The sequence below is a fragment of the Variovorax sp. PBL-H6 genome, assembly GCF_901827155.1.
GTDB lineage: Bacteria > Pseudomonadota > Gammaproteobacteria > Burkholderiales > Burkholderiaceae_C > Variovorax.
The window spans coordinates 1,340,823-1,363,434 of the sequence record NZ_LR594659.1 but is presented as its reverse complement, the minus strand read 5'-3'; the positions used below and the strand labels follow the sequence as shown (position 1 = coordinate 1,363,434).

Here is a 22,612-nt window from a genome sequence, read left to right as displayed (position 1 = left end):
GGTCTCAGTCGTTGGAAGCTTCGCGGTCTTTCGCCTTGCGCAAGGCCTTTTCCTCGATGCCACTGGTGCCCTCGCGCCGTTCGAGCTCGGCCACCACGTCGCGCGGGGAGAAGCCGTAGTGGGCCAGGGCCACCATGCTGTGGAACCAGAGGTCGGCCACTTCGTTCACTATTTTCATGCGCTCGCCGCCATGGTCCGCGTCCTTGGCAGCCATCACGACCTCGGTGGCCTCCTCGCCGATCTTCTTGAGGAAGGCGTCAGGACCGCGGTGCAGCAGGCGCGCGACGTAGCTCTTCTCGGGGTCGCCGCCGTGCGCCGGCAGGCGGCTCTCGATCACCGCGGCCAGGCGGGCCAGTGCGTCTTCCATCGGGCGTTGCGTGTCGTCGGCGCTCAATGGGCGACCTTCGCCTTCGGCTGCGGTGCGAGCCCCTTCGGGCGGCCGTGCGGTGCTCAATAGGCGACCTTCGCCTTCGGCTGCGGTGCGAGCCCCTTCGGGCGGCCGTGCGGTGCTCATCTCGGCGATGTGGAGTAGATCATTGCGGGGTCTTTCAGGACCGGCTCGGTCACGGTCCACCGGCCGTTCTCGTACTTGCTGAAGAAGCAGCTGTGGCGCCCGGTGTGGCAGGCGATGCCGGGCTCGTGGCCGGTCTGCGTGACCTCGAGCAGGAGCACGTCGTTGTCGCAGTCCATGCGGATCCCGTGCACGGTCTGCACATGGCCAGACTCCTCGCCCTTGAACCAGAGCTTGCCGCGCGAGCGGCTGAAGTACACGGCACGGCCCAGCTCGGCCGTCTTTTCCAGGGCTTCGCGGTTCATCCAGGCGAACATCAGCACGTCCTTGCTGCCACGCTCCTGCGCGATCACGGGCACCAGGCCGCTCGCGTCCCATTTCACTTCGTCAAGCCAGTTCATGATGGCGATTGTCGGGGATGTGCACTTTTACATCCGCACCGGAATGCCGCGCCCCGCCATGCAGGCCTTGGCCTCGCCGACGGTGTATTCGCCGTAGTGGAAGATGCTCGCCGCCAGCACCGCGTCGGCGCCGCCGGTCTGGATGCCGTCGGCCAAATCGTCCAGGTTCCCGACGCCGCCCGAGGCGATCACCGGCACGCTCACCGCATCGCTCACTGCCCGGGTCAGGGCGAGGTCGAAGCCGCTCTTGGTGCCGTCGCGGTCCATGCTGGTCAGCAGGATCTCGCCGGCGCCGCGGTGCGCCATCTCGACGGCCCACTGCACCGCATCCAGGCCGGTGTTCTTGCGGCCGCCATGGCTATAGACGTCCCAGCCCGGGCCGCGCTGGGCCTCGTCTTCGGCAGAGCGCCGCTTGGCGTCGATCGCAACCACGATGCATTGAGCGCCGTACTTGCGCGAGGCGTCCTCGATGACCTGCGGATTCGCGATGGCGGCCGAATTGAAGCTGGTCTTGTCTGCGCCCGCGTTGAGCAGCCGGCGCACGTCTTCGACGGTGCGCACGCCGCCGCCGACGGTCAGCGGGATGAAGACCTGCGAGGCGACCGCCTCGATGATCGGCAGGATCAGGTCGCGGCCGTCGCTGGTGGCGGTGATGTCCAGGAAGGTCAGCTCGTCGGCGCCCTGGGCGTTGTACCGCGCGGCAATCTCGACTGGATCGCCGGCATCGCGCAATTCGACGAAGTTGACGCCCTTGACGACGCGACCGCCGGTCACGTCGAGGCACGGAATGATGCGCTTGGCAAGCATGGTGGGTTCGTTGGGGATGAGGTTCAGAGGACGGTGAGCTGCTGCCAGCCTTGCCAGCTCCCGCCCGGCGCCAGCAGCACGGGCTCGTCGATGCGCGCGGCCTCCACGCAGAGCATGTGGCGCCAGCCGTCGTCGGGGAGGTCCGGGAGTTGCGCGCTCAGCGCTGGACCCGGGTTCCAGACCACCGTCTCGGTGCAGCTCGCGCTCTGCGTGATCTCGAGCGTGGAAGAAGGCTGTGCCAGGCGCAGCGGCTCCGCGGGCGCCACGTAGACACTGTCGAACTCGGTGCCGAAGCGCAGTTCTGGCGCGAGGTCCACGTGGCGGTCGTTGCGCACCGCGTCCCAGCGGTTGGCACCCTGCAGGCCTTCCAGCGACGCCTGGGCGATGTCGTCGACGCGCAGGTAGCTGTGCAGTGCGGCGGCAAACGACCAGGGCGCGCCACCGGTGTTGTCGATGGAGAGCGCCACCCGCAGCGAACGGGGCGCCAGGGTCACGGCCAGCTTGGCATGGAAGGCATGCGGCCAGATCGCCCGCGTGGCCTCATCGTCGTGCAGCGAGAAAACGAGGGTGTCGGGCTTGCTACCGATGCCAACCGGCTCGGCCCGCCAGGCGACATTGCGCACGAAACCGTGCTTGGGCAGCGGCCCGCGCTGGTTGAACTGCGGCCAGCACACCGGCACGCCGCCGCGGATCGCGCTCTGGCCATCGAAACGCGCCTCCGGGCTGAGGTAGAGGCGCTCGGTGCCATCCGAGGTGGTCCAGGACAGCACATGGGCGCCGTGCAGCGCTACCGTGCAGGCACCGCCCTCGGGCAGGGCGAGGCGCAATGCGGGCTGGCCATGGAAATGGAGCTCTTTGGGAGACATGGCCCCATTCTAGGTTTGGCGTGTGACCGCCAAGGCCGCCACGGCACGTTGAACCGGGCCAGCTGCCGCGCTGCATTCTTCATGCGTGAGAGATGTCGCCAGCACCGAGCACGGCCAAGCACGCCTGCGAAGCTACCAGCGCACCCGCAGCCCCGCCGAAGCATTCAGCTGCGACTTCACGCGGGTGTCTCCACCTGACGCCCACAGCTTGCCGACTTCGCTGTAGAGGCTGGTCGATTCGCTCAGCGACAGCGTGAAGCCGGTCGCCAGTTCGGTGTAGGTGCTGCCGGTGCTGCTGTCGATCGCCGTGATGGCCGCAGGATTGATGAAGCGGGTGCTGTCGTTGCCGCCCGAGGCGCGGTACAGGTTCACCCGGCCATAGGGCTGCAGCCGGCCTGCACTGGTGGCGATGTCGCCTTTCACGCGCACCCCCACGCGGGCGAGCCAGCTGCCGTCTCGTTCCTGCTGCACGCGCGCCCCGGCGATGTCGACGTCGTCGAAGTCCACCCGCTGGTGCACCAGCTGCGCCTGCGGCTCGATCTGCCAGCCCTCGCCCAGCGCGAAGGACTGGCCGATCTCCAGCGAGGCGCTCAGGCTGCTGGCCTTGCCTTTGGTCCGCAGAGTGGCCTGGGGCTTGACCTCGTAACGATGACGCCCCGCCTGCAGCACGCCGTCGGCGTAGAAGCCGCTGGTACCGCTGTAGGTGGCATAGCCGCCCAGGTACTGGCTGCGCAGGTCGTTGCTGCCCACGGTGAGGTTGGCGATGCCCCGGGCGAAACCCTTGACCTGCATGTCGCCGTCGAGCTGGCCGACGTAGAGGCCGGCGCGCCAATTGGCGTGGGTCCACAGGTCGGTGCCGGCCTGCAGGCCGCTCAAGCGGCCGTCGCTTTGCGGGCTGACGGTGCCGCCTTGCTGGATGTTCAGGCCCGTGCTGAGCACGCGGCCCCAGGCGCGGCGCTCGCCGGTGGCGGAGGCTGCAGCGGTGGTCTGGGCGCCGGCCGCCGAGCGCACGTCGTCGTCGCCGATGCGCTGGTGCAGGTTGCCGAGCATGGCCAGGTTGCCCTGGCGCAGTTGCTCGGGCAGGGCCGCGAACAGGGGCACCTCGGCGCGGTAGGTCGGCACCTGGATGGGGGCGGCCGCAGGAGGGGCTGGCAGGGCCGGTGGCGCGGGAGGCGCGGGCTGCGGCGGCGGGATGATGGTGCTGGTGGAGCGCAAGTACCAGTTCTCTCCGGCGCCTGCGGCATCGCCCGCCTGCAGGCGGTATTCGTAGGCGCCCGCATCCACATGGCCGCCCTGCAGGGCAAAGGCATCTTTCGTGCCCTGCGCGGTGGTGGCGGCGCCGTTGAGCGCACTGATCAGTTCGATGCCGTTGCCGGTGGTGAGCGCCCCGAGGCCGCCGAGGTTGACGACCTGCACGGTGGTGCGCCCGCTGGCGACAGCACTCGGGCCGCTGAGGACGAGCCGGTCGCTGGCACTGGCGCTGTCTCCGAGAAACGTGCCCAGGCGCAGCAGGCCGTTGTTGCCCACATAGGGGCCGGTGACGGCGAGGGTGGTGCCCGGTGTTGCGCCGATGAGGGAGACGGTGCCGGCATTGGCGAGGCCAGCGATGCTCTGGCTGAAGCCGGCAAGATCGAGCGTGGCACCGGAGGCGACGCCGTGGACGGAGGCCGCACTGAAGGTGTTGGCAGCACCCGCGCGCAGGGTGCCTTCGGTGACGGAGGTGGTGCCGCTGTAGGTGTTGGCGCCCGCAAGGGCGAGGGTGCCGCTTCCCAACTTGCTCAAGTCCCCAGGCCCGGTGATGGCGCCGGTGAGGGTGGCGGTGAAGGGACCGGTGTCGATGGCGGGATCGACCGCGTCGGTGAAGGCGATGGGATTGGCCAGGTCGAGCCCATCGGCGGCAAAGCGCAACGTGGTGCCTTCGTGCATGGCGAGTTGGCCGGTGCCCAGCGCACTGTTGTTGCCGACGGCGAGGCTGCCTTGCTTGAGGTCGGTGCCGCCTCTGTAGCTGTTCTCGTCAGTGAGGGTCAAGGTGCCGGCGCCGGTCTTGATGAGGGCGCCCACGCCGCTGAAGATGCCGCTCGCCGTCAGGTCGGCATCGGTCTGCAGGGTGCCGCCGCCCGCGTCGAGTTGAATACTCCGCGCGGTGGTGAAGGCAGCGGTGTTGCGCAGCGTGCCGCCGTCGAGAGTCAGGCCACCTGAGGTACGGCCCAGGTTCCGGTCCTTGGCGACGGACAGCGTGCCTCCCCTCACGATGGTGCCGCCGCGGTAGGAATTGGTGCCGCCGAGCGTCAAGGTGCCGGCACCGGTCTTGGTCAGTGCGCCACTGCCGCGCACCTCGCCGCTCGCCGTGAGATCGGCATCGGCTTGCAAGGTGCCGCCCCCGCTGTCGATGCCAATGTTGCGTTCAGTGGCGAAGCCTTCGGTGGTGCGCAGGGTGCCGCCATCGAGGATCAGGTCCCCCAAGGCGTTGCCCAGGTTGTGGTCCGCCGAGATCGACAAGGTGCCTGCCACGATGGCAGTACCGCCAAGGTAGCTGTTGGCGCCGGTGAGGGTCAAGGTGCCGCTGCCGCTCTTGTACAGGCTGCCATCCCCCGAGATGAGCCCTGTAGCCCTCAGATCGGCGTTGGTCTGGATACCCGCGTTGAAGACTCCGATGGTGACGTCGCGTGCCATCGTGAAAGCGGCCGTGCTGCGCAGCGTGCCGCCATCGAGGGTCAGCACCCCCGAGCGCGCACCCAGGTTCTCGTCAGCCGAGATAGCAAGCGTCCCTTCTTCGACGAAAGTACCGCCGCCGTAAGTGTTCGTGCCGGAAAGCGTCAGTGTGCCGCTGCCGAACTTGACCAGCTCGCCGCTCCCGCTGATGGCCTGCGCGAGGGTGCCGCGCGATCCTTGTTCGAACCACAGCGTGCCGTTGTTGATGATGCCGCTGCTACTTCCAATCCCGGCCGCCGCGGTGTCCAGGACCGCGCCGGCGTTGATCGTCGTGGTCCCGGTGTAGGTGTTGGCGGCCCTGTAGTACACCCTGCCCGCGTTGCTGGCGATGGTGACGCTGTCGCCGCCGATGGCGCCGGCCAGGGTCAGGCTGGTGCCGTCGTTGCCGATGGTGTTCGTACCTCCCGTGCCCAGCGTGACAGTGCCTCGGAGCAGCGCTTGGCCGGTGCTGCTGGTCAACGTGCCGCCCATCAGATCGACGTGCTGCGCTATCCCGTACTGCCCGCCGAGGTCCAGGGTGCCGCCGCTGTTGACCGTTGCAGTCGCGCTGCTTGCACCGAGCCCATAGAAGCCGTTGTCCAGGCGCAGCGTGCCCGCGTTGATCGTGACTCGTCCGGTGACGGTGTTGTCCCGGTCCAGGGTCAGCGTTCCCGCCCCGATCTTGATCAGCTCGCCGCTTCCCGACATCACGCCGCTGAAGGTGGTGCTGCTGTTGTCGCCTCCCGCCGTCAGTGTTCCGGTGCCCAGGGCCACGAAGCCGAAGCCTGCCAGGCTGCCGATGGTCTGGCTGAAACTGTTCAGATCCAGGGTGGCGCCACCGCCGAGCGTCACCGCACTGGCCGCGCTGAAGCTGTTCGCAGCGCCGGCTCGCAGCGTGCCGCTGACGGTCGTCGTCCCGGTGTAGGTGTTGGTACCGGCGAGCGTCAAGGTGCCGACACCGGCCTTGATCACGTTGCCCGTGCCCGAGATGGAACCGGTGGAACTCAGGTCGGCGTCGGTCTGGAAGGCGCCCCCGGCACTGCCGATGGTGATGGCGCGCGCGGTCGAGACGACCGCGGTGTTCTGCAACGTGCCGCCATCGAGGGTCAGCGTGCCGGAGGCCGCGCCGAGGTTCTGGTCCGAGGAGATCGACAGCGTGCCACCAGTGACGGTGGTGCCGCCGCTGTAGGTGTTGGTGCCGGAGAGGACCAGCCTTCCAGCGCCTCTCTTGCTGAGGCCGATGCTGCCGGCGTTGGCGCCGGTGCCGCCGGAGCCGGTCTGGTCGGCGATCGCGTCGGCCACGGTCTGTGTGTTGCCTGCTCCAGGCACGAAGGCCAGCGTACTGCCCGTGCCCTGCATGAAGATGCCGCTGCCGAAGGCCGAGCCGGCTTGCGAAGAGCCGCCGCCGCCTTCGCCCGCCACCACGCTGCTGCCCCGTACTTGGGTATTGCCGCCGAGGGTGATCGCCCCCCCGTCCATGACGAAGATGGCGCCGCCCATTCCTGCGCCGCCGCCGCCTCCTCCGCCGTCGGATGGGGATTGAGCTGCGCCGTTACCCCCGCCGAAACCTCCGGAGCCTCCACCCGAAGTGAAAGCCCCGCCCCCGCCCCCACCGCCGAAGCCGGCAGCCCCGCCTCTGCCTCGACCTCCGCCACCGCCGCCGCCAAAGCCCCCGGCGCCCCCGGCAGCATTGAAAGCATCGCTGCTGCCTCCTCCACCTCCGCCCTGGCCACCGTTCCCGCCGCGGCCGCTGATAGCTAAATTGCCGCCCCCTCCACCGCCCCCGCTATAAGCCTCGCCGTTACCGCCGGAGTCTGTAGCGCCACCTTGACCGGGATTCGGTCCTCCGCCGTCGCCGCCACCAGTGAGGGTCGACCCAACGCCCCCATCTTCAAACACGCCCCCGCCGCCTCGTCCGAATCCGTTGTCGAGGCCCTGGACGAATCCGCCCCCATTGCCGCCCAACCCGCCGCCGCCGCCGCTCGCGGCGAAGTTGAGGCTACTCGTCAGCTGGCCGCCCCCGACACCGCCGACCGCCTGGCTGGCGATGATGATCACGTCGTTCAAGCTGGCGCCCGCCCCACTGGCTACAAACACCGCCCCGCCCGCGCCCATGCCGCCGCCCCCCGGGGTGTACTCCGTTCCCCCGTGGCCCCCCTGGGCCTTCAGGTTCTGCATGGTCAGCCCATTGACGGTGGTGGTGCCCGAGCCGACAAAGAAGCCACGGAACTGCCCGGCGCCGTCGAGGGTAAAGCCGTGACCGTTGATGGTGACGCTGCGCTCGATCACCGGCAGGTGCGTACCGAGCGTGATGGCCCCGGTCAGATCGATGACCATATCGATCCCCGCAATGCAGGCAGCCAGCTCGGTGGTGCTGCCTGCGGTGCACGCATGGGCGGCCGGCATCCCCCCGCACAAGAGGGCAAACGTCAGCGTCGAAGCCCTCGCGATGCCGCTGCGCCTGCCCCGCGAATGGGCATTCTCGGGAGCGGCAACCCAGGTGCCTAGCGCGGAGTTCCAAAGGCTGCGATGCGTTCTGTTCATGGGGGAGTTCCGGGTCGTTCAGGGACTCACGCGCGTGGCGTGGGTGGCGGCGATGCCGCCTGAGCGGGGCCGTGCTCTTCCGCACACACGCCGGAAGCTCAGGCCGCAGTTCATGAACCCAGAGGGACTCGACGGCCGAGGAATGCTAGGAATCCCAGAGTGCGCAGTCAGACCGCCGCGACAAAATGCGAGAATTCATTGCCGTCCAGTCCGAACAAGTCAGGCCAGCCCGACATTTGGCGTACGCAAAAAGAAAGGGCACGCGATGCGTGCCCTTTTCTGATGGGTCGGCGCGTGCGCCACGCGCGATCGCGAACTACTGTTCGGCCAGTTCGTCGGCTCGCGCCTGCGCGGCGGCGAAGTCCAGGTCGCCCGAATAGATCGCACGCCCGCAGATCACCCCCTCGACGCCATCGGCCTCGACCGCGCAGAGCTTGTCGATATCGGCCATGTTCGAGAGCCCGCCGGAGGCGATCACGGGGATGGTGAGCGCTTGCGCGAGCTTGACGGTGGCGTCGATGTTGATGCCCGAGAGCATGCCGTCCCGGCCGATGTCGGTGTAGATGATCGCCTCGACACCGTAGTCCTCGAACTTCTTGCCCAGGTCGGCCACCTCGTGACCGGTGAGCTTGCTCCAGCCGTCGGTGGCGACCTTGCCCTCCTTGGCATCGAGGCCGACGATGATGTGGCCGCCGAAGGCACTGCAGGCATCCTTCAGGAACCCAGGGTTCTTGACGGCAGCGGTGCCGATGATCACGTAGCGCAGGCCGTCGTCGATGTAGCGCTCGATGGTGTCCAGGTCGCGAATGCCTCCGCCGAGCTGCACCGGGATGTCGTCGCCCACCTCACGCAGGATCGCCTTGATCGCGGCGTGGTTCTGCGGCTTGCCCGCGAAGGCGCCGTTCAGGTCGACCAGGTGCAGCCGCCGCGCACCGGCCTCCAGCCATCGGCGTGCCATGGCGGCGGGGTCCTCGCTGAAGGTGGTGGACTGGTCCATGTCGCCTTGCTTGAGGCGAACGCAGTGGCCATCCTTGAGATCGATCGCAGGAATAAGGAGCATGGTGCGGAATTGCGCGGAGCGCGAGCGATGAAGCGCAGCGAAAAGACTGCTTCAGGGATTCCAGTGGAGAAAGTTTCTGTACAGCTGCAGCCCATGGTCCGCACTCTTCTCGGGGTGGAACTGAGTTGCAAAAATATTATCGCGTGCGATGGCGGCGGTAAAGCGTTCGCCGTATTCCGTCTCGCCCGCGCTGTGGAGGGGATCGGCTGGCCGTGCGTAGAAACTGTGCACAAAGTAGAAGTAGCTGCCATCCGGCACGCCCGTCCACACCGGGTGCGGGCGGGTTTGCAGCACCTCGTTCCAGCCCATCTGAGGCACCTTGTAGCGGCTTCCGTCGGGCTGGGTGCGGCCCGCCAACTCGAACTTGAGCACCCGGCCCGGGATGAGGCCGAGGCCTTCGGTCGGGCCCTCGTCGCTCGCCGACAACAGCATCTGCATGCCTACGCAGACGCCGAACAGGGGCTTGGAAGCCGCCGCCTCGAGCACCGACTCCTGCAGGCCGGAGTCGCGCAGCTCGCGCATGCAGTCGGGCATGGCACCCTGCCCCGGCAGCACCACGCGGGTGGCGCGGCGCACCACCTCGGGGTCGGCCGTCACGAAGACCTCGACCCCGACCTGGTCGGCCGCATGCTGGACCGCCTGCGAGACGGAACGCAGGTTGCCCATGCCGTAGTCGACGACGGCAACGGTGTTCTTGCTGCTGTTCAGAGGGAACCCTTGGTCGAAGGAATCACGCCGGCCGAGCGAGGATCGAGCTCGAGTGCAACCCGCAGCGCGCGGGCGAAAGCCTTGAAGACCGTCTCGCACTGGTGGTGGGCATTGACGCCCTTGAGGTTGTCGATGTGCAGGGTGACGAAGGCGTGGTTGGCGAAGCCCTGGAAGAACTCGTAGGTGAGCTGGCTGTCGAAGCCGCCGATCATGCCGCTGGTAAAAGGCACGTGCATCACCAGGCCGGGCCGGCCGGAGAAGTCGATCACCACGCGGCTGAGGGCCTCGTCGAGCGGCACGTAGGCGTGGCCGTAGCGGCGAATGCCTTTCTTGTCGCCGACCGCCTTGGCTACGGCCTGGCCGAGGGTGATGCCCACATCCTCCACCGTGTGATGGCCATCGATGTGCAGGTCGCCCTGGCAGTCGATCTCCAGGTCGATCAGGCCGTGCCGCGCGATCTGGTCCAGCATGTGGTCGAAGAAGCCGATGCCGGTCGAGAGCTTCGAACGACCGGTGCCGTCGAGGTTGAGGTCGACCGAGATCTTCGTCTCGGCGGTGTTGCGCGTGACGGAGGCCGTCCGCGCGGCGGCGGCAACGACTGCTTCAGGGGCCTTGGGGGTGTTCATAGCGAGGCTTCGAGGGCTGCGAGCATCTGCGCATTCTCATCGGCGGTTCCGACCGTCAGGCGCAGGCAGTTCGCGAGCAATGGGTGCATTCTAGAAACGTTCTTGACCAGGACGCCGCGAGCCTTCATGCCCTCGAAGGTTTTCACTGCATCAGGCACCCGCACCAGGATCATGTTCGCCTCGCTGGGCCAGCTTCGGACGCCTGAAAGCCCGGCCACCGCCTCTAAGATGCGGGCACGCCCGGCGCGAATCCGGGCAGCCTGTTCCGCGAACACCTCGGCGTGCTCCAGCGCGAAGAGCGCGCATTCGCAGTTGAGCACGCTGATGTTGTAGGGGGGGCGCACCTTGTCCACCTCGGCGATCAGGGCCTCTGGCCCGACCAGGTACCCCAGCCGGACCCCCGCCAGGCCGAACTTGCTGAGGGTGCGCATCAGCAGCACATGGCCGTGGCGCGCCGCCCGGTCGATGTAGCTGCGGGCGGCGAAGGGCTGGTAGGCCTCGTCGATCACGACCAGGCCGCCCTGCGCACCCTGGGCCTGGACGATCTTCTCGATCACGGCGTCGTCCCACAGGTTGGCCGTCGGGTTGTTGGGGTAGGCCAGGTAGACGATGGCCGGCTTCTCGCGCGCAATGGCCGCGAGCATGGCGGCCTCGTCAAGTTCGAAATCAGCGGTGAGCGGCACGCCGACGAAGCGCAAGCCCTGCAGCCGGGCGCTCATCGCGTACATCACGAAACCAGGCTCCGGCGCCAGGATGACCGCCCCAGGCAGGTCGCAGGCCATGGCCAGCAGCGAGATCAGCTCGTCCGAGCCGTTGCCGAGCATCAGCGCGAAGCCCTCCGGGAGCCCGGCGTAGGCGGCCAGCGCGCGCTGGAGGTCGCCGCTGCGGGGGCCGGGATAGCGGTTCAGCGCCAGCGCGCCCAGGCGCTGGCCCAGCGCCGCCTGCAGCGCGGGCGGCAGGCCGAAGGGGTTCTCCATCGCATCGAGCTTGAGCAGGCCGCGTGCGTCCTGCACGGCATAGGCATGCATGGACTGGATGTCGGCGCGGATGCGGCCCAGGGCGCGCTTGGTGTCGTCGGAAGCAGAAGTCATTCGGGGCTAGAGGCAGCGGTAGCTATTGCTGAGCGCGGCGGAAATCACCAGTTGCACGGGCATGTCGGCCTCGTAGCTGTCGGCGTTGCGTGCGAGTTCGGTCTGGTAGAGCGCGCGCGCCATCGCGGGCTCGAGCCGGCGGCCGTTGACGCAGAACAGCGGCTTCTGCCCGGCGCGCTGCTCGGCCTCGCTGGCCTCGCGCAGGCCCTCGACCACCCCGACCAGGTAGTAGTTGGCGTAGGTCTTTCCGTCCTTCTCGTTGGCTTCGAGCAAACGCAGCTCGCGAATGCTCATGGCCTGGCAGGCGCCACCGGCCGCCACCAGGCCCAGAAGGAGCAGGCAACGAATGGATCGGAGCGGCAGCATCGACATGCCCACCCCTCAACGCAGGCGCATGCGGGCGGCCTCGGCATGCGCCGGCAGGCCCTCCCCTTCGGCGAGCGTGACGGCGATGCGGCCCAGCGGCTGCGCGCCAGCCTCGCTGACTTCGATCAGGCTGGAGCGCTTCTGGAAATCGTAGACGCCCAGCGGCGAACTGAAGCGGGCCGTGCCGCTGGTCGGCAGCACGTGGTTGGGGCCGGCGCAGTAGTCGCCCAGGCTTTCGCTGGTGTAGGCGCCGAGGAAGATCGCGCCGGCGTGCCTGAGCAGCGGCTCCCAGCGGTGCGGCTCGCGGCTGCTGACCTCCAGGTGCTCCGGAGCGATGCGGTTGCTGATCGCGCAAGCCTCTTCCATGCTCTTCGTGTGGATCAGCGCGCCTCGCCCGTTAAGCGAGGCGGCAATGATCGCGGCGCGCGGCATCGAGGGCAGCAGCCGATCGATCTCCTGTTGTACCTGGTCGATGTAAGCGGCGTCGGGGCACAGCAGGATGCTCTGCGCAAGCTCGTCGTGCTCGGCCTGGCTGAACAGGTCCATTGCCACCCAGTCTGCCGGCGTGCTGCCGTCGGCCAGCACCAGGATCTCGCTGGGCCCGGCGATCATGTCGATGCCCACGGTACCGAACACCCGCCGCTTGGCGGCGGCCACGTAGGCATTGCCGGGGCCGGTGATCTTGTCGACCGCGGGGATGGTCGCGGTGCCATAAGCGAGCGCGCCCACGGCCTGCGCACCGCCGATGGTGAAGGCGCGCGTCACGCCGGCCACGTGGGCAGCGGCAAGCACGAGCGGGTTTTTCTCGCCGCCCGGCGTCGGCACGACCATGATGATTTCGCCGACGCCGGCTACGTGCGCGGGAATCGCGTTCATGAGCACGCTCGACGGATAGGCGGCCTTGCCGCCCGGCACGTAGATACCGACGCGGTCCAGCGGGGTGACCTTCTGGCCCAGCAGGGTGCCGTCGGCATCGCGGTAGCTCCAGCTCTCGCCGCTGGCCTTCTTCTGGGCCTCGTGATAGCTCCTCACGCGGCTTGCGGCAGCCTCGAGCGCCTCGCGCTGGGCGGCGGGCAGCGCGTCGAAGGCGGCGCGCAGCTCGGGGGCCTTCAGTTCCAGGGCCTCCAGGTTGCCGGCGTCGAGCCGGTCGAAACGCCGCGTGTAGTCGAGCACGGCCGCGTCGCCGCGATGGCGCACATCGGACAGGATGTCGGTCACGACCTGCTCGATGGCGGCATCGGTGTCGGCCGACCAGTGCAGCCGCGCCTGGAAATCCGCTTCGAAGCGGGCCGAGGCAGTCGACAGGCGGGCGGGAGCGGCTTTCACGTTCATGTCAGCGTCCGCCCGGCCGCCCGGAGGACGCTGAGCGCCCGCTCGGGGGGCAGCGATACACGGATTGACGAGCGTGGTTGCATTTCATTTCAGGCGGAGGGGATGACCGAGGCGAAGGCATCGATGATGTGCCGGATCGACGCCTGCTTGAGCTTGAGCGCCGCCTGGTTGACCACCAGGCGCGCGCTGATGTCCATGATGCGCTCGACCTCGACCAGGTCATTGGCCTTGAGGGTGTTACCGGTTGACACCAGGTCGACGATGGCATCGGCCAGGCCGGTGAGCGGCGCCAGCTCCATGCTGCCATAGAGCTTGATCAGGTCCACGTGAACGCCCTTGCTGGCGAAGAACTCGCGCGCCAGGCCGACGTACTTGGTCGCAACCTTGATGCGCGAGCCTTGGCGCACGGCTGAGGCGTAGTCGTAATCGGCGCGAACCGCCACGCTCAGGCGGCAGGCTGCGATGCGCAGGTCCAGCGGCTGGTAGAGACCCTGATTGCCGTGCTCGAGCAGCACGTCGAGCCCGGTGACCCCCAAGTCCGCGCCGCCATACTGAACGTAGGTCGGCACGTCCGATGCACGCACCAGCACCACTCGCACCTCGGGGCACGTCGTTGCAAGGATCAGCTTGCGCGATTTTTCCGGGTCCTCGCTGACCTCGATGCCGGCCGCGGCGAGCAGCGGCAGGGTCTCTTCGAAGATGCGGCCCTTGGACAGCGCGAGCGTGATCACGGCTGGTACTCCGCCGGCCCGGCCACGCGCTCGATGTCGGCACCCAGGCCGCGCAGCTTGCTTTCCATGCGGTCGTAGCCGCGGTCCAGGTGGTAGATGCGGTCGACCAGGGTTTCGCCCTGGGCTACCAGGCCGGCGATCACGAGGCTGGCGGAGGCACGCAGGTCGGTCGCCATCACGGTGGCGCCGGACAGCTGGCGCACGCCTTCGATCACCGCCACCTTGCCGTCGGTCTGGATCTTGGCCCCCAGCCGCAGCATTTCGTCCACGTGCATGAAGCGGTTCTCGAAGATCGTCTCGGTCACGGTCGAGGTGCCCTCGGCGATCACGTTGAGCGCCATGAACTGGGCCTGCATGTCGGTCGGAAAGCCGGGGTACTCGGTGGTGCGGAAGCTCTGCGCCTTCAGGCGGCCCTGGCTGCGCACGCGAATGCCTTCTTCCACCGCATCCACCAGGACGCCGGCTTCGTGCAGCTTCTCAATCACGGCGTCGAGGTGGTCGGCGCGGCCGTGGCGCAGCAGAACCTCGCCCCCGGTGGCGGCCACGGCGCACAGGAAGGTGCCTGCCTCGATCCGGTCGGCCACCACGCGATGCGTGCAGCCGCCCAGCTTTTCCACGCCCTGGACGCGGATGCGGCTCGTGCCGTGGCCTTCGATCCTGGCGCCCATCTCGATCAGCATCTCGGCCAGGTCGGCGATCTCGGGCTCCTGCGCGGCGTTCTCCAGCACAGTCTCGCCGTCGGCGAGCGCGGCGGCCATCAGGAAATTCTCGGTGCCGGTGACGGTCACCATGTCGGTGGTGATGCGCGCGCCGTGCAGGCGCCGGCGGCCCTCCGCGATGCCCGCGACCATGTAGCCGTGCTCCACGGCGATCTCGGCGCCCATGGCCTGCAGGCCCTTGATGTGCTGGTCGACCGGACGCGACCCGATGGCGCAGCCGCCCGGCAGCGAGACCCGCGCCTTGCCAAAGCGGGCCAGCAGCGGACCCAGCGCGAGAACTGACGCGCGCATCGTCTTCACCAATTCGTAAGGCGCCTCCGGTGCGTGCAGCGGACCGGCGTCGAGGCGCACCGTGCCGTTGTCGTCACGCTCGGCCGCCACACCCATGTTGCGCAGCAGCTTGAGCATGGTCGTGACGTCGTTGAGCCGCGGCACGTTGTGCAGGGTGACTGGGCGCTCGCTCAGCAGCGCCGCGCAGAGCTCCGGGAGGGCCGCGTTCTTCGCGCCGGAAATGAGCACCTCGCCGCGGAGCTGTCGCCCGCCGCGAATCAGGAGTTTGTCCATGAAAAAGTCCAGCGACTAGGAGTTTTGAGCCGCCCATTCGGCGGGCGTGTAGGTCTTCATCGAGAGCGCGTGCACTTCGTCGGTGTGCATTTTGGCACCGAGGGTCGCGTAGACGCGCTGGTGTCGCTGGATCGCGCGCTTGCCCTCGAACTCGGTGGAAACAATGGTCGCGTACCAGTGGCGGCCATCGCCCTCGAGCGTGATGTGCTCGCAGGGCAGGCCGGCCTCGATGATGGATTGCAGGTCTTCGGCGGTCATGTGGTGGAAGGGGTCAGCCCCGGATCTTGTAGCCGATGCGCAGCAAGTGGATTGCGATCGCACTCACCAGCAACCAGGCGCCGCCGACGATCGCAACGCTCAGCCAGGGCGAGATGTCGCTGATGCCGAAGAAGCCGTAGCGGAAGCCGTCGATCATGTAGAAGAAGGGGTTCAGGTGGCTGACCTTCTGCCAGAAAGGCGGAAGGGAATGAATGGAATAGAACACGCCCGAAAGGAAGGTCATCGGCATGATCAGGAAATTCTGGAACACGGCCATCTGATCGAACTTCTCCGCCCACAGGCCGGCGATCAGGCCCAGCGTGCCGAGGATTGCGGCGCCCAGGAAGGCAAACACTGCAATCCACAGCGGCGCCACGAAGGTCGGCACGGCAAAGAGCGCTGTCACCGCGAACACGCCCAGCCCGACGACCAGCCCGCGCACGACCGACGACCCCACGTAAGCGAGGAACCATCCCCAGTGCGACAGCGGCGTGAGCAGGATGAAGACCAGGTTGCCCATGATCTTGCTCTGGATGATGGACGACGAGCTGTTCGCGAAGGCGTTCTGCAGCACGCTCATCATCACCAGGCCCGGCACCAGGAAGGCGGTGTAGCTGACCGAGCCGTAGACCGTGACCCGGCCTTCCAGCACATGGCCGAAGACCATCAGGTAAAGCAGCGCCGTAAGCACCGGCGCGCCGACGGTCTGGAAGCCGACCTTCCAGAAGCGCAGCGTTTCCTTGTAGAGAAGCGCTCGCCAGCCCAATGCGTGAACCATCATCGAGCGACCTCCAACGGCGTCTGCTCGCCGGCCATCAGGTCGATGAAAACGTCCTCCAGATCGGCCTTGCGCATCTCGACATCTTCCACGTCGAGCCCAGCCTCTCGGATGGCGGCGAGCAGTTGTTCGACCTCGCGCGCGTTCTGGGCCGGCAGCTGCACGATGCGGCCGGTGATGCGCGCGTGCTGGGCCAGCTCCGAGGGCAGCATGCCGTCGGTCTTGAAGCGCAGCACGTTGCTGGCAGCCGAGCGCAGCAGTTCGCTGGTGCGGTCCAGGGCGATCACCCGGCCCTGCTTGAGCATGGCAATGCGGTGGCACAGTGCCTCCGCCTCCTCGAGATAGTGGGTGGTCAGCAGCACCGTGCTGCCTTGCTTGTTGAGCTTGGCGACGAACTGCCACAAGGTCTGGCGCAGTTCCACGTCGACGCCGGCCGTCGGTTCGTCCAGCACGATCACCGGCGGCTTGTGCACCAGCGCCTGGGCGACCAGCACCCGCCGCTTCATGCCGCCGGAGAGCTGGCGCATGTTGGCGCTGGCCTTGTCGGCCAGGCCGAGGCTGCTCAGCAGCTCGTCGATCCAGTCGTCGTTGTTCTTGATCCCGAAGTACCCCGACTGGATGCGCAGCGACTCGCGGACATTGAAGAAGGGGTCGAAGACCAGCTCCTGCGGCACCACCCCGAGCTTGCGGCGAGCCTGGCTGTACTCGCGCTGCACATCGAAGCCGTGGACGCTGATGGCACCCGCGGTCGGCCTGGAGAGGCCGGCGAGCATGCTGATCAACGTGGTCTTGCCGGCACCATTGGGCCCCAGCAGACCGAAGAACTCGCCCTCTTCGATCTGGAACGTGACCTCGTCGACCGCGCGCAGGCCGGGTTTCCCCTCGGCACGCTGCTGGCGCGAGGCAGGATAGGTCTTGCAGACCGATTGGAAGGAAATCGCAGGCATGGGAGCCCGCGATTTTAGGGCCCCGCCGTTTTTCCGCTTTCAGGCGGGACAAAGGCCTGGGCGGCAGCCTGCCGCTGCCGCTACATCATGGTGCGGCAGGCAGGAGGCCCGCCACGCCGTACAGCGACGCGAGTTCCCGCAGGCGCGGCGGCAAGCCCTTCACCGCGAAGCCACGCCCCATCGCACTGGATTCGCGCCGGCATTCAAGCAGTACCGCAAGCGCGGAGGAATCGAACTGCGCGAGCGCGCTTGCGTCGACCACGGTGGACGTCGCGGCCTGCCCTGCGAGCCCTTGCCGCAGCATGAGCACGCAGGCGGGCGCCTCGTCGTGCGTGAGCCTGGGCGGCAGGACGAGCATCGAAAACTCACCCCTTGCCGTTGCGCTTGTTGCGCTCGGTCAGCGCGGTGATCAGGCCATCGATGCCCTTGGCGTTGATCTCCTGCGCGAACTGGCTGCGGTAGGTATCGACCAGCCACACGCCCAACACGTTCAGGTTGTAGATCTTCCAGCCGCCCGCCTCGCCGGGCGTCTTCTCGAGCCGGTAGTCGAGCTGCACCGGATCGCCGCTGCCGCGGACCTCCGTGCGCACCAGCACTTCCTTGTCGTCGGGCGAGCCGCGGAAGGGCCGCACGGCCACAGTCTGGTCGCTGACCTGGTCGAGCGCGCCGGCATAGGTGCGCACCAGCAGCTTCTTGAACTCTTCCTGCAGGCGCTGCTGCTGCTCGGGCGTGGCCTGGCGCCATGCCGGCCCGACCGCGGACGCGGTCATGCGTTGGAAGTTGACGTTCGGCATGATCTTGGCGTCGACCAGGGCCATGATCTTGTTGACGTCTCCCGCCTTGATCGACTTGTCGGCCCTGATGGTCTCCAGCACGTCGGCGGAGAGCCGCTTGACCAGCGCGTCCGGCGCCTCGTCGGCGGCGTGGACTGGCCGCACGAAGGCGGCGGCGCCCGCGAGCAGCAGGCCGGCCAGCATCAGGCGCCCCACGGAGCGGCGTTGCAGCATCTGAATCATCGATGGTTCCCTTTGAAAGTTTTGAGTCCTTGCGACCCTTGGCGAATTGGAGCAGAGGCTTGTCAACCGGGTTCCCGCCCCGTGCAAAGCGCGCAACGGGATGCAAGCGCCGGACACGCTGTCAATTGCCCTCGTTCGGCAGGTCCCCGTCATGAACCTCGTTCTTTCGGCGCTGCAGATAGGCATCGCGGGTGAACGTGTACTTGTCGAGCGCCGCGTTGTCCAGCAGCTGGCTCGCGCGCAGGAAGTTCGCGCGCGTGTCGATCACGCGGAGAAAGTAGAGCGAGTTCCGCCACGGGACATCGTGGATCTGGTTCAGCAGGTCGCCCTGCCGATCGATCGTGAGTGCAGCCGTGTCGCGCACCGTCGAAGAACCCAGCAGCGGCAGCACCACGTACGGACCGCTCGGCACGCCCCAACGGCCGAGAGTCTGGCCGAAGTCTTCGGAGTGGCGGTCGATGCCGGCCTCCGTGGCGATATCCAGCAGCCCGCCGAGACCGAAGACGGTGTTGACGTTCACCCGCATGAAGGTCTGTGCGCTGTGCTCCAGCTTGAGCTGCAACACGCTGTTGGCAAAGCTCCACACATCGGACAGGTTGCCGAAGAAATTGTTGACCCCCGTGCGCACGAAGGAAGGCAGCACGCGGCGATAAGCCGTCGCCGCCGGCACCAGCACGGCGTCGTCCACGACGTCGTTGAAGCGCGTGACGCCACGGTTGAAGGGTTCGAACGGGTCGGCCGGATTGGCCTTGGGCCCGGAGGCGCAGCCGGTGGCAATGACCAGCACTGCAATGGCGCCCAGGCAGCGCAGGGCGGAGGCAGTGCCGCGAAGCACGCGCGGCAAGTCGATGGGGGTTCTTGGTTTCATTTCTTGCTGCTGTTGCCCGATGGCGTGCTGCCCTCAGCCGCCTTGCTGTAGAGGAACTGTCCGATGAGGTTCTCCAGCACGACTGCCGACTGTGTCGAGGTGATGGTGTCGCCAGCTTGAAGGGTCTTCTCCTCAGCTCCCGCCTCGATTCCGATGTACTGCTCGCCAAGCAGGCCGCTGGTCAGGATCTTGAGGGAACTGTCCTTCGGGAAACTGTAACGGCTCTGCAATGCCAGCGTGACGCTGGCCTGAAAATACTTGTCGTCGAATGTGATCGATTCGACGCGGCCGACCACGACGCCCGCGCTCTTGACCGCGGTCTGCGGCTTCAGCCCGCCGATGTTGTCGAATCGCGCGCTGACGGAATAGGTCTTCTGGAAGTTCAAGCTCAGGAGGTTGGCCGACTGGAGCGCGAGAAACAGCAGCGCTGCCGCGCCGATGAGCACGAACAGGCCGACCCAGACGTCATTCTTGGAACGTTGCATGAGTGCCCTTTGCCTTTTGCTTTCTAGATACTGAACATCATCGCGGTGAGGAGGAAGTCGAGCCCCAGCACCGCGAGCGAGGCCACGACCACCGTGCGGGTGGTGGCGCGCGACACGCCCTCAGGCGTCGGCTGGGCCTCGAAGCCCTGCAGCAGCGCGATGAAGGTGACGGTGAAGCCGAAGACGATGCTCTTGACCACGCCATTGCCCACGTCGCGCCAGACATCGACGCCGCCCTGCATCTGCCCCCAGAACGCGCCCGGATCCAAACCGAGCATCAGCACGCCGACCACCCAGCCGCCGACCACGCCGACAGCGCTGAACACGGCCGCCAGCAGCGGCATGGTGATCACGCCGGCCCAGAAGCGCGGCGCAAGGATGCGCTGCACCGGGTCGACGGCCATCATCTCCATGGCACTGAGCTGCTCGCCGGCTTTCATCAAGCCGATTTCCGCGGTCAGCGAGGTCCCCGCACGGCCCGCGAACAGCAGCGCCGAAACCACGGGCCCGAGCTCACGCACCAGGCTCAGCGCAACCAGCAGACCCAGCGCCTCCGAGGAGCCGTAGCGCTGCAGCGTGTAGTAGCCCTGCAACCCGAGCACGAAGCCGACGAAGAGGCCCGAGACCGCGATGATGGCGAGCGAGTAATTGCCGAGGAAGTGGATCTGGTCGCGCACGAGGCCGAAGCGCCGCAGGCTGCCCGCGCCGCGCAGCATAAGGCGCAGGAACAGGCGCGCGCCCGTGCCGAGATCGCCCAGCTTCGAGCGGACGGCAAAGCCCACGTCGGCCGGCCTGTACCAGCTCACGCCCGTTCCCCATGCGCGTTGTTGCCGAAGTCCTGCTCCACGGCAACGCCCGGGTAGTGGAAATGCACAGGCCCGTCCGGCAGCGCATTGACGAACTGGTGGACCAGCGGATCGCCGCTCTGCCGCACTTCCTGCGGCCGGCCCTGCGCGGCAATCCCGCCGTTCGCCAGGATGATCACGTGGTCCGCGATGCGAAAGGTCTCTTCCAGGTCGTGCGACACCACGATGCTGGTCAGCCCGAGCGTGTCGTTGAGCTGGCGGATCAGGCGCGCCGCGGTGCCCAGCGAGATCGGGTCCAGGCCGGCGAAGGGTTCGTCGTACATGACAAGGTCGGGGTCGAGCGCGATTGCCCGGGCCAGCGCGACGCGACGCGCCATGCCGCCGGAGATTTCGCTGGGCATCAGGTGGCGCGCCCCGCGCAGGCCGACGGCGTCGAGCTTCATGAGCACGATGTCTCGCACCAGCGCCTCTGGCAACTGCGTGTGCTCGCGCAGGGGGAAAGCGACGTTGTCGAGCACGCTCATGTCGGTGAACAGGGCACCGAACTGAAACAGCATGCCCATGCGGCGACGCGCGGCATAGAGTGCGTCGCTGCCCATCTTGCCGATGTCCTGGCCATCGAACAGCACCTCGCCGCTTTGCGCGCACATTTGGCCACCGACCAGGCGCAGCACGGTGGTCTTGCCACCGCCGGAAGCCCCCATGAGCGCCGTCACCTTGCCACGGGGCACGGTGAAAGATACGCCGTCGAGGATCGCGCGTTCGCCGTAGCCAAAACGGACATCGCGGAATTCAACCAGTGAGGACTCGGGTGGGTTCATGGACAACAGAAAAGCCGGGGCGCCTGAGGGCTCCCCGGCTAGCGGTAGTCGTCGATGATAAATGAAGCACAGGCCGTGCCCATCCACCAAGCAAGGGGCGAATCCCCGGCTAATTCGGCGCCTTCAGCGCGGCAGGTCGCTGTAGCCCATCAGGAACTCGTCGACGGCGCGGGCCGCCTGGCGCCCTTCGCGGATGGCCCACACCACCAGCGACTGACCGCGGCGGATGTCTCCAGCGGCGAACACCTTCGGGATGTTGGTCGCATAGCCGCCAATGAAGTCGACGCTGGCTTTGGCATTGCCGCGGGCGTCCTTCTCGATGCCGAAGGCCTCCAGCACGCCGGCGACGGGGCTCACGAAGCCCATGGCGAGCAGCACCAGGTCGGCCTTGAGCACTGTCTCGGTGCCCGGCACCTCGACCATCTTGCCGTCCTTCCACTCGACCCGAACTGTCTTGAGGCCGGTGACTTTGCCCTTCTCGCCGATGAACTCCTTGGTGGAGATCGCGAACTCGCGCTCGCAGCCCTCCTCGTGGCTGGAACTGGTGCGCAGCTTGTAGGGCCAATACGGCCAGGTCATCGGCCGGTTCTCTTCTTCGGGCGGTTGCGGCATCAGCTCGAATTGCGTGACGCTGGCGGCGCCGTGCCGGTTGCTGGTGCCCACGCAATCCGAGCCGGTGTCTCCGCCGCCGATGACGATCACGTGCTTGCCATCGGCGCGGATCTGGCTCTTGACCTTGTCACCCACATTGACCTTGTTCTGCTGCGGGAGGAACTCCATCGCAAAGTGGATGCCATCGAGATCGCGCCCGGGCACCGGCAGGTCGCGTGACTGCTCGGCGCCACCGGTCAGGACAACGGCGTCGAATTCCTTGTCGAGCTGCTCGGGGGTCACGGTCTCCTTGGCCCAATTGGTGACCTTGGAGCCCTTGCCCAGCGGGTCCTTGGCGGCACCGACCACCACGCCCGTGCGGAACACCACGCCCTCGGCCTTCATCTGCTCGACGCGGCGGTCGATGTGCACCTTCTCCATCTTGAAGTCGGGGATGCCGTAGCGCAGCAGGCCGCCGATGCGGTCGTTCTTCTCGAACAAGGTGACGTCGTGGCCGGCGCGGGCGAGCTGCTGCGCGGCCGCCATGCCGGCCGGGCCGGAGCCCACCACGGCGACCTTCTTGCCGGTCTTGTGCCTGGCCGGGCGCGGCGCAACCCATTGCTCGTCCCAGGCGCGATCGATGATCGCGTGCTCGATCGACTTGATGCCCACCGGATCGTCGTTCACGTTGAGCACGCAGGCCGCCTCGCAGGGCGCGGGGCAGATTCGGCCGGTGAACTCGGGGAAGTTGTTGGTCGAGTCCAGCACCGTGAAGGCGCTCTGCCAGTCGTTGCGGTAGACCAGGTCGTTGAAGTCCGGAATGATGTTGTTGACCGGGCAGCCGCTGTTGCAGAAAGGCGTGCCGCAGTCCATGCAGCGTGCGCCCTGCACCTTGGCCTGCTGCGCATCGAGGCCGACAACGAATTCCTTGTAGTGCTTGACCCGCTCCTCGACGGGCTTGTAGCCCTCCTCGATGCGCTCGTGCTCCATGAAGCCCGTGATTTTTCCCATCGTGATTTCCTGGT

23 protein-coding genes are annotated in these 22,612 nt (G+C 67.4%); all 23 read right to left on the bottom strand.

Annotated elements, in window-relative coordinates; translation table 11 throughout:
- Positions 1–4: 4 nt before the first annotated feature.
- Positions 5–367, bottom strand: coding sequence for a phosphoribosyl-ATP diphosphatase (locus G3W89_RS06440; protein ID WP_162577355.1), 363 nt, complete (start codon positions 365–367; stop codon positions 5–7).
- A gap of 143 nt (positions 368–510) precedes the next feature.
- Positions 511–912, bottom strand: a complete 402-nt coding sequence (gene hisI, locus G3W89_RS06435; protein ID WP_162573311.1) for a phosphoribosyl-AMP cyclohydrolase — start codon at positions 910–912, stop codon at positions 511–513.
- 27 nt (positions 913–939) lie between these two features.
- A complete protein-coding gene (hisF, locus tag G3W89_RS06430; RefSeq protein ID WP_162573310.1) occupies positions 940–1,719 on the bottom strand; it encodes an imidazole glycerol phosphate synthase subunit HisF in 780 nt (259 codons plus the stop codon).
- 23 nt (positions 1,720–1,742) lie between these two features.
- Entirely contained in the window at positions 1,743–2,585 is an 843-nt protein-coding gene (locus G3W89_RS06425) for a D-hexose-6-phosphate mutarotase (protein WP_162573309.1), read from the bottom strand.
- Positions 2,586–2,717: 132 nt separating this feature from the next.
- Positions 2,718–7,820 carry an autotransporter outer membrane beta-barrel domain-containing protein gene (locus G3W89_RS06420; protein WP_162573308.1) on the bottom strand — a complete coding sequence of 1,701 codons (5,103 nt, stop codon included), beginning with the start codon at positions 7,818–7,820 and terminating at the stop codon, positions 2,718–2,720.
- 316 nt (positions 7,821–8,136) lie between these two features.
- Positions 8,137–8,880 carry a 1-(5-phosphoribosyl)-5-[(5-phosphoribosylamino)methylideneamino]imidazole-4-carboxamide isomerase gene (gene hisA, locus G3W89_RS06415; protein WP_162573307.1) on the bottom strand — a complete coding sequence of 248 codons (744 nt, stop codon included), beginning with the start codon at positions 8,878–8,880 and terminating at the stop codon, positions 8,137–8,139.
- Between the two features lie 51 nt (positions 8,881–8,931).
- Positions 8,932–9,588 carry an imidazole glycerol phosphate synthase subunit HisH gene (gene hisH / locus G3W89_RS06410; protein ID WP_162577354.1) on the bottom strand — a complete coding sequence of 219 codons (657 nt, stop codon included), beginning with the start codon at positions 9,586–9,588 and terminating at the stop codon, positions 8,932–8,934.
- The gene (gene hisB / locus G3W89_RS06405) at positions 9,585–10,214 is read right to left on the bottom strand and encodes an imidazoleglycerol-phosphate dehydratase HisB (protein ID WP_162573306.1); all 630 of its coding nucleotides are present in this window, start codon (positions 10,212–10,214) and stop codon (positions 9,585–9,587) included. Before hisB ends, hisH begins: the two co-directional genes overlap by 4 nt.
- A complete protein-coding gene (gene hisC / locus G3W89_RS06400; RefSeq protein WP_162573305.1) occupies positions 10,211–11,305 on the bottom strand; it encodes a histidinol-phosphate transaminase in 1,095 nt (364 codons plus the stop codon). Before hisC ends, hisB begins: the two co-directional genes overlap by 4 nt.
- A gap of 6 nt (positions 11,306–11,311) precedes the next feature.
- Positions 11,312–11,677, bottom strand: a complete 366-nt coding sequence (locus tag G3W89_RS06395; protein WP_162573304.1) for a hypothetical protein — start codon at positions 11,675–11,677, stop codon at positions 11,312–11,314.
- A gap of 9 nt (positions 11,678–11,686) precedes the next feature.
- A complete protein-coding gene (gene hisD / locus G3W89_RS06390; protein ID WP_162573303.1) occupies positions 11,687–13,003 on the bottom strand; it encodes a histidinol dehydrogenase in 1,317 nt (438 codons plus the stop codon).
- An 89-nt stretch (positions 13,004–13,092) separates the two neighbouring features.
- Positions 13,093–13,734, bottom strand: a complete 642-nt coding sequence (gene hisG, locus G3W89_RS06385) for an ATP phosphoribosyltransferase (RefSeq protein ID WP_162573302.1) — start codon at positions 13,732–13,734, stop codon at positions 13,093–13,095.
- Positions 13,731–15,017, bottom strand: a complete 1,287-nt coding sequence (gene murA / locus G3W89_RS06380; protein WP_162573301.1) for a UDP-N-acetylglucosamine 1-carboxyvinyltransferase — start codon at positions 15,015–15,017, stop codon at positions 13,731–13,733. Before murA ends, hisG begins: the two co-directional genes overlap by 4 nt.
- A 15-nt stretch (positions 15,018–15,032) precedes the next feature.
- Complete coding sequence (locus tag G3W89_RS06375; protein WP_162573300.1) at positions 15,033–15,275, bottom strand: BolA family protein; 243 nt, start codon at positions 15,273–15,275, stop codon at positions 15,033–15,035.
- Positions 15,276–15,288: 13 nt separating this feature from the next.
- Positions 15,289–16,053, bottom strand: a complete 765-nt coding sequence (locus G3W89_RS06370; protein ID WP_162577353.1) for an ABC transporter permease — start codon at positions 16,051–16,053, stop codon at positions 15,289–15,291.
- Positions 16,053–17,000 carry an ABC transporter ATP-binding protein gene (locus G3W89_RS06365; protein WP_162573299.1) on the bottom strand — a complete coding sequence of 316 codons (948 nt, stop codon included), beginning with the start codon at positions 16,998–17,000 and terminating at the stop codon, positions 16,053–16,055. The genes G3W89_RS06370 and G3W89_RS06365 overlap by 1 nt, the downstream gene beginning before the upstream one ends.
- 85 nt (positions 17,001–17,085) lie before the next feature.
- A complete protein-coding gene (locus G3W89_RS06360; RefSeq protein ID WP_162573298.1) occupies positions 17,086–17,358 on the bottom strand; it encodes an STAS domain-containing protein in 273 nt (90 codons plus the stop codon).
- Positions 17,359–17,365: 7 nt separating this feature from the next.
- Positions 17,366–17,977 carry an MlaC/ttg2D family ABC transporter substrate-binding protein gene (locus tag G3W89_RS06355; protein WP_443083197.1) on the bottom strand — a complete coding sequence of 204 codons (612 nt, stop codon included), beginning with the start codon at positions 17,975–17,977 and terminating at the stop codon, positions 17,366–17,368.
- Between the two features lie 160 nt (positions 17,978–18,137).
- Entirely contained in the window at positions 18,138–18,884 is a 747-nt protein-coding gene (locus G3W89_RS06350; protein WP_162573297.1) for an MlaA family lipoprotein, read from the bottom strand.
- A complete protein-coding gene (mlaD, locus tag G3W89_RS06345) occupies positions 18,881–19,369 on the bottom strand; it encodes an outer membrane lipid asymmetry maintenance protein MlaD (protein ID WP_162573296.1) in 489 nt (162 codons plus the stop codon). Before mlaD ends, G3W89_RS06350 begins: the two co-directional genes overlap by 4 nt.
- Before the next feature lie 23 nt (positions 19,370–19,392).
- Positions 19,393–20,175, bottom strand: coding sequence for a lipid asymmetry maintenance ABC transporter permease subunit MlaE (mlaE, locus tag G3W89_RS06340; protein ID WP_162573295.1), 783 nt, complete (start codon positions 20,173–20,175; stop codon positions 19,393–19,395).
- Complete coding sequence (locus tag G3W89_RS06335; RefSeq protein WP_162573294.1) at positions 20,172–20,996, bottom strand: ABC transporter ATP-binding protein; 825 nt, start codon at positions 20,994–20,996, stop codon at positions 20,172–20,174. Before G3W89_RS06335 ends, mlaE begins: the two co-directional genes overlap by 4 nt.
- A gap of 123 nt (positions 20,997–21,119) precedes the next feature.
- Positions 21,120–22,598 carry a glutamate synthase subunit beta gene (locus G3W89_RS06330; protein ID WP_162573293.1) on the bottom strand — a complete coding sequence of 493 codons (1,479 nt, stop codon included), beginning with the start codon at positions 22,596–22,598 and terminating at the stop codon, positions 21,120–21,122.
- Positions 22,599–22,612: the final 14 nt, after the last annotated feature.

What these genes read in the sequence shown, in the direction of transcription:
- G3W89_RS06440 (WP_162577355.1), bottom strand. Translation starts at nt 367, where the DNA reads ATGGAAGACGCACTGGCCCGCCTGGCCGCGGTGATCGAGAGCCGCCTG.
- hisI (WP_162573311.1), bottom strand. Translation starts at nt 912, where the DNA reads ATGAACTGGCTTGACGAAGTGAAATGGGACGCGAGCGGCCTGGTGCCC.
- hisF (WP_162573310.1), bottom strand. Translation starts at nt 1,719, where the DNA reads ATGCTTGCCAAGCGCATCATTCCGTGCCTCGACGTGACCGGCGGTCGC.
- G3W89_RS06425 (WP_162573309.1), bottom strand. Translation starts at nt 2,585, where the DNA reads ATGTCTCCCAAAGAGCTCCATTTCCATGGCCAGCCCGCATTGCGCCTC.
- G3W89_RS06420 (WP_162573308.1), bottom strand. Translation starts at nt 7,820, where the DNA reads ATGAACAGAACGCATCGCAGCCTTTGGAACTCCGCGCTAGGCACCTGG.
- hisA (WP_162573307.1), bottom strand. Translation starts at nt 8,880, where the DNA reads ATGCTCCTTATTCCTGCGATCGATCTCAAGGATGGCCACTGCGTTCGC.
- hisB (WP_162573306.1), bottom strand. Translation starts at nt 10,214, where the DNA reads ATGAACACCCCCAAGGCCCCTGAAGCAGTCGTTGCCGCCGCCGCGCGG.
- hisC (WP_162573305.1), bottom strand. Translation starts at nt 11,305, where the DNA reads ATGACTTCTGCTTCCGACGACACCAAGCGCGCCCTGGGCCGCATCCGC.
- G3W89_RS06395 (WP_162573304.1), bottom strand. Translation starts at nt 11,677, where the DNA reads ATGTCGATGCTGCCGCTCCGATCCATTCGTTGCCTGCTCCTTCTGGGC.
- hisD (WP_162573303.1), bottom strand. Translation starts at nt 13,003, where the DNA reads ATGAACGTGAAAGCCGCTCCCGCCCGCCTGTCGACTGCCTCGGCCCGC.
- murA (WP_162573301.1), bottom strand. Translation starts at nt 15,017, where the DNA reads ATGGACAAACTCCTGATTCGCGGCGGGCGACAGCTCCGCGGCGAGGTG.
- G3W89_RS06375 (WP_162573300.1), bottom strand. Translation starts at nt 15,275, where the DNA reads ATGACCGCCGAAGACCTGCAATCCATCATCGAGGCCGGCCTGCCCTGC.
- G3W89_RS06370 (WP_162577353.1), bottom strand. Translation starts at nt 16,053, where the DNA reads ATGGTTCACGCATTGGGCTGGCGAGCGCTTCTCTACAAGGAAACGCTG.
- G3W89_RS06365 (WP_162573299.1), bottom strand. Translation starts at nt 17,000, where the DNA reads ATGCCTGCGATTTCCTTCCAATCGGTCTGCAAGACCTATCCTGCCTCG.
- G3W89_RS06360 (WP_162573298.1), bottom strand. Translation starts at nt 17,358, where the DNA reads ATGCTCGTCCTGCCGCCCAGGCTCACGCACGACGAGGCGCCCGCCTGC.
- G3W89_RS06355 (WP_443083197.1), bottom strand. Translation starts at nt 17,977, where the DNA reads ATGCTGGCCGGCCTGCTGCTCGCGGGCGCCGCCGCCTTCGTGCGGCCA.
- G3W89_RS06350 (WP_162573297.1), bottom strand. Translation starts at nt 18,884, where the DNA reads ATGAAACCAAGAACCCCCATCGACTTGCCGCGCGTGCTTCGCGGCACT.
- mlaD (WP_162573296.1), bottom strand. Translation starts at nt 19,369, where the DNA reads ATGCAACGTTCCAAGAATGACGTCTGGGTCGGCCTGTTCGTGCTCATC.
- G3W89_RS06335 (WP_162573294.1), bottom strand. Translation starts at nt 20,996, where the DNA reads ATGAACCCACCCGAGTCCTCACTGGTTGAATTCCGCGATGTCCGTTTT.
- G3W89_RS06330 (WP_162573293.1), bottom strand. Translation starts at nt 22,598, where the DNA reads ATGGGAAAAATCACGGGCTTCATGGAGCACGAGCGCATCGAGGAGGGC.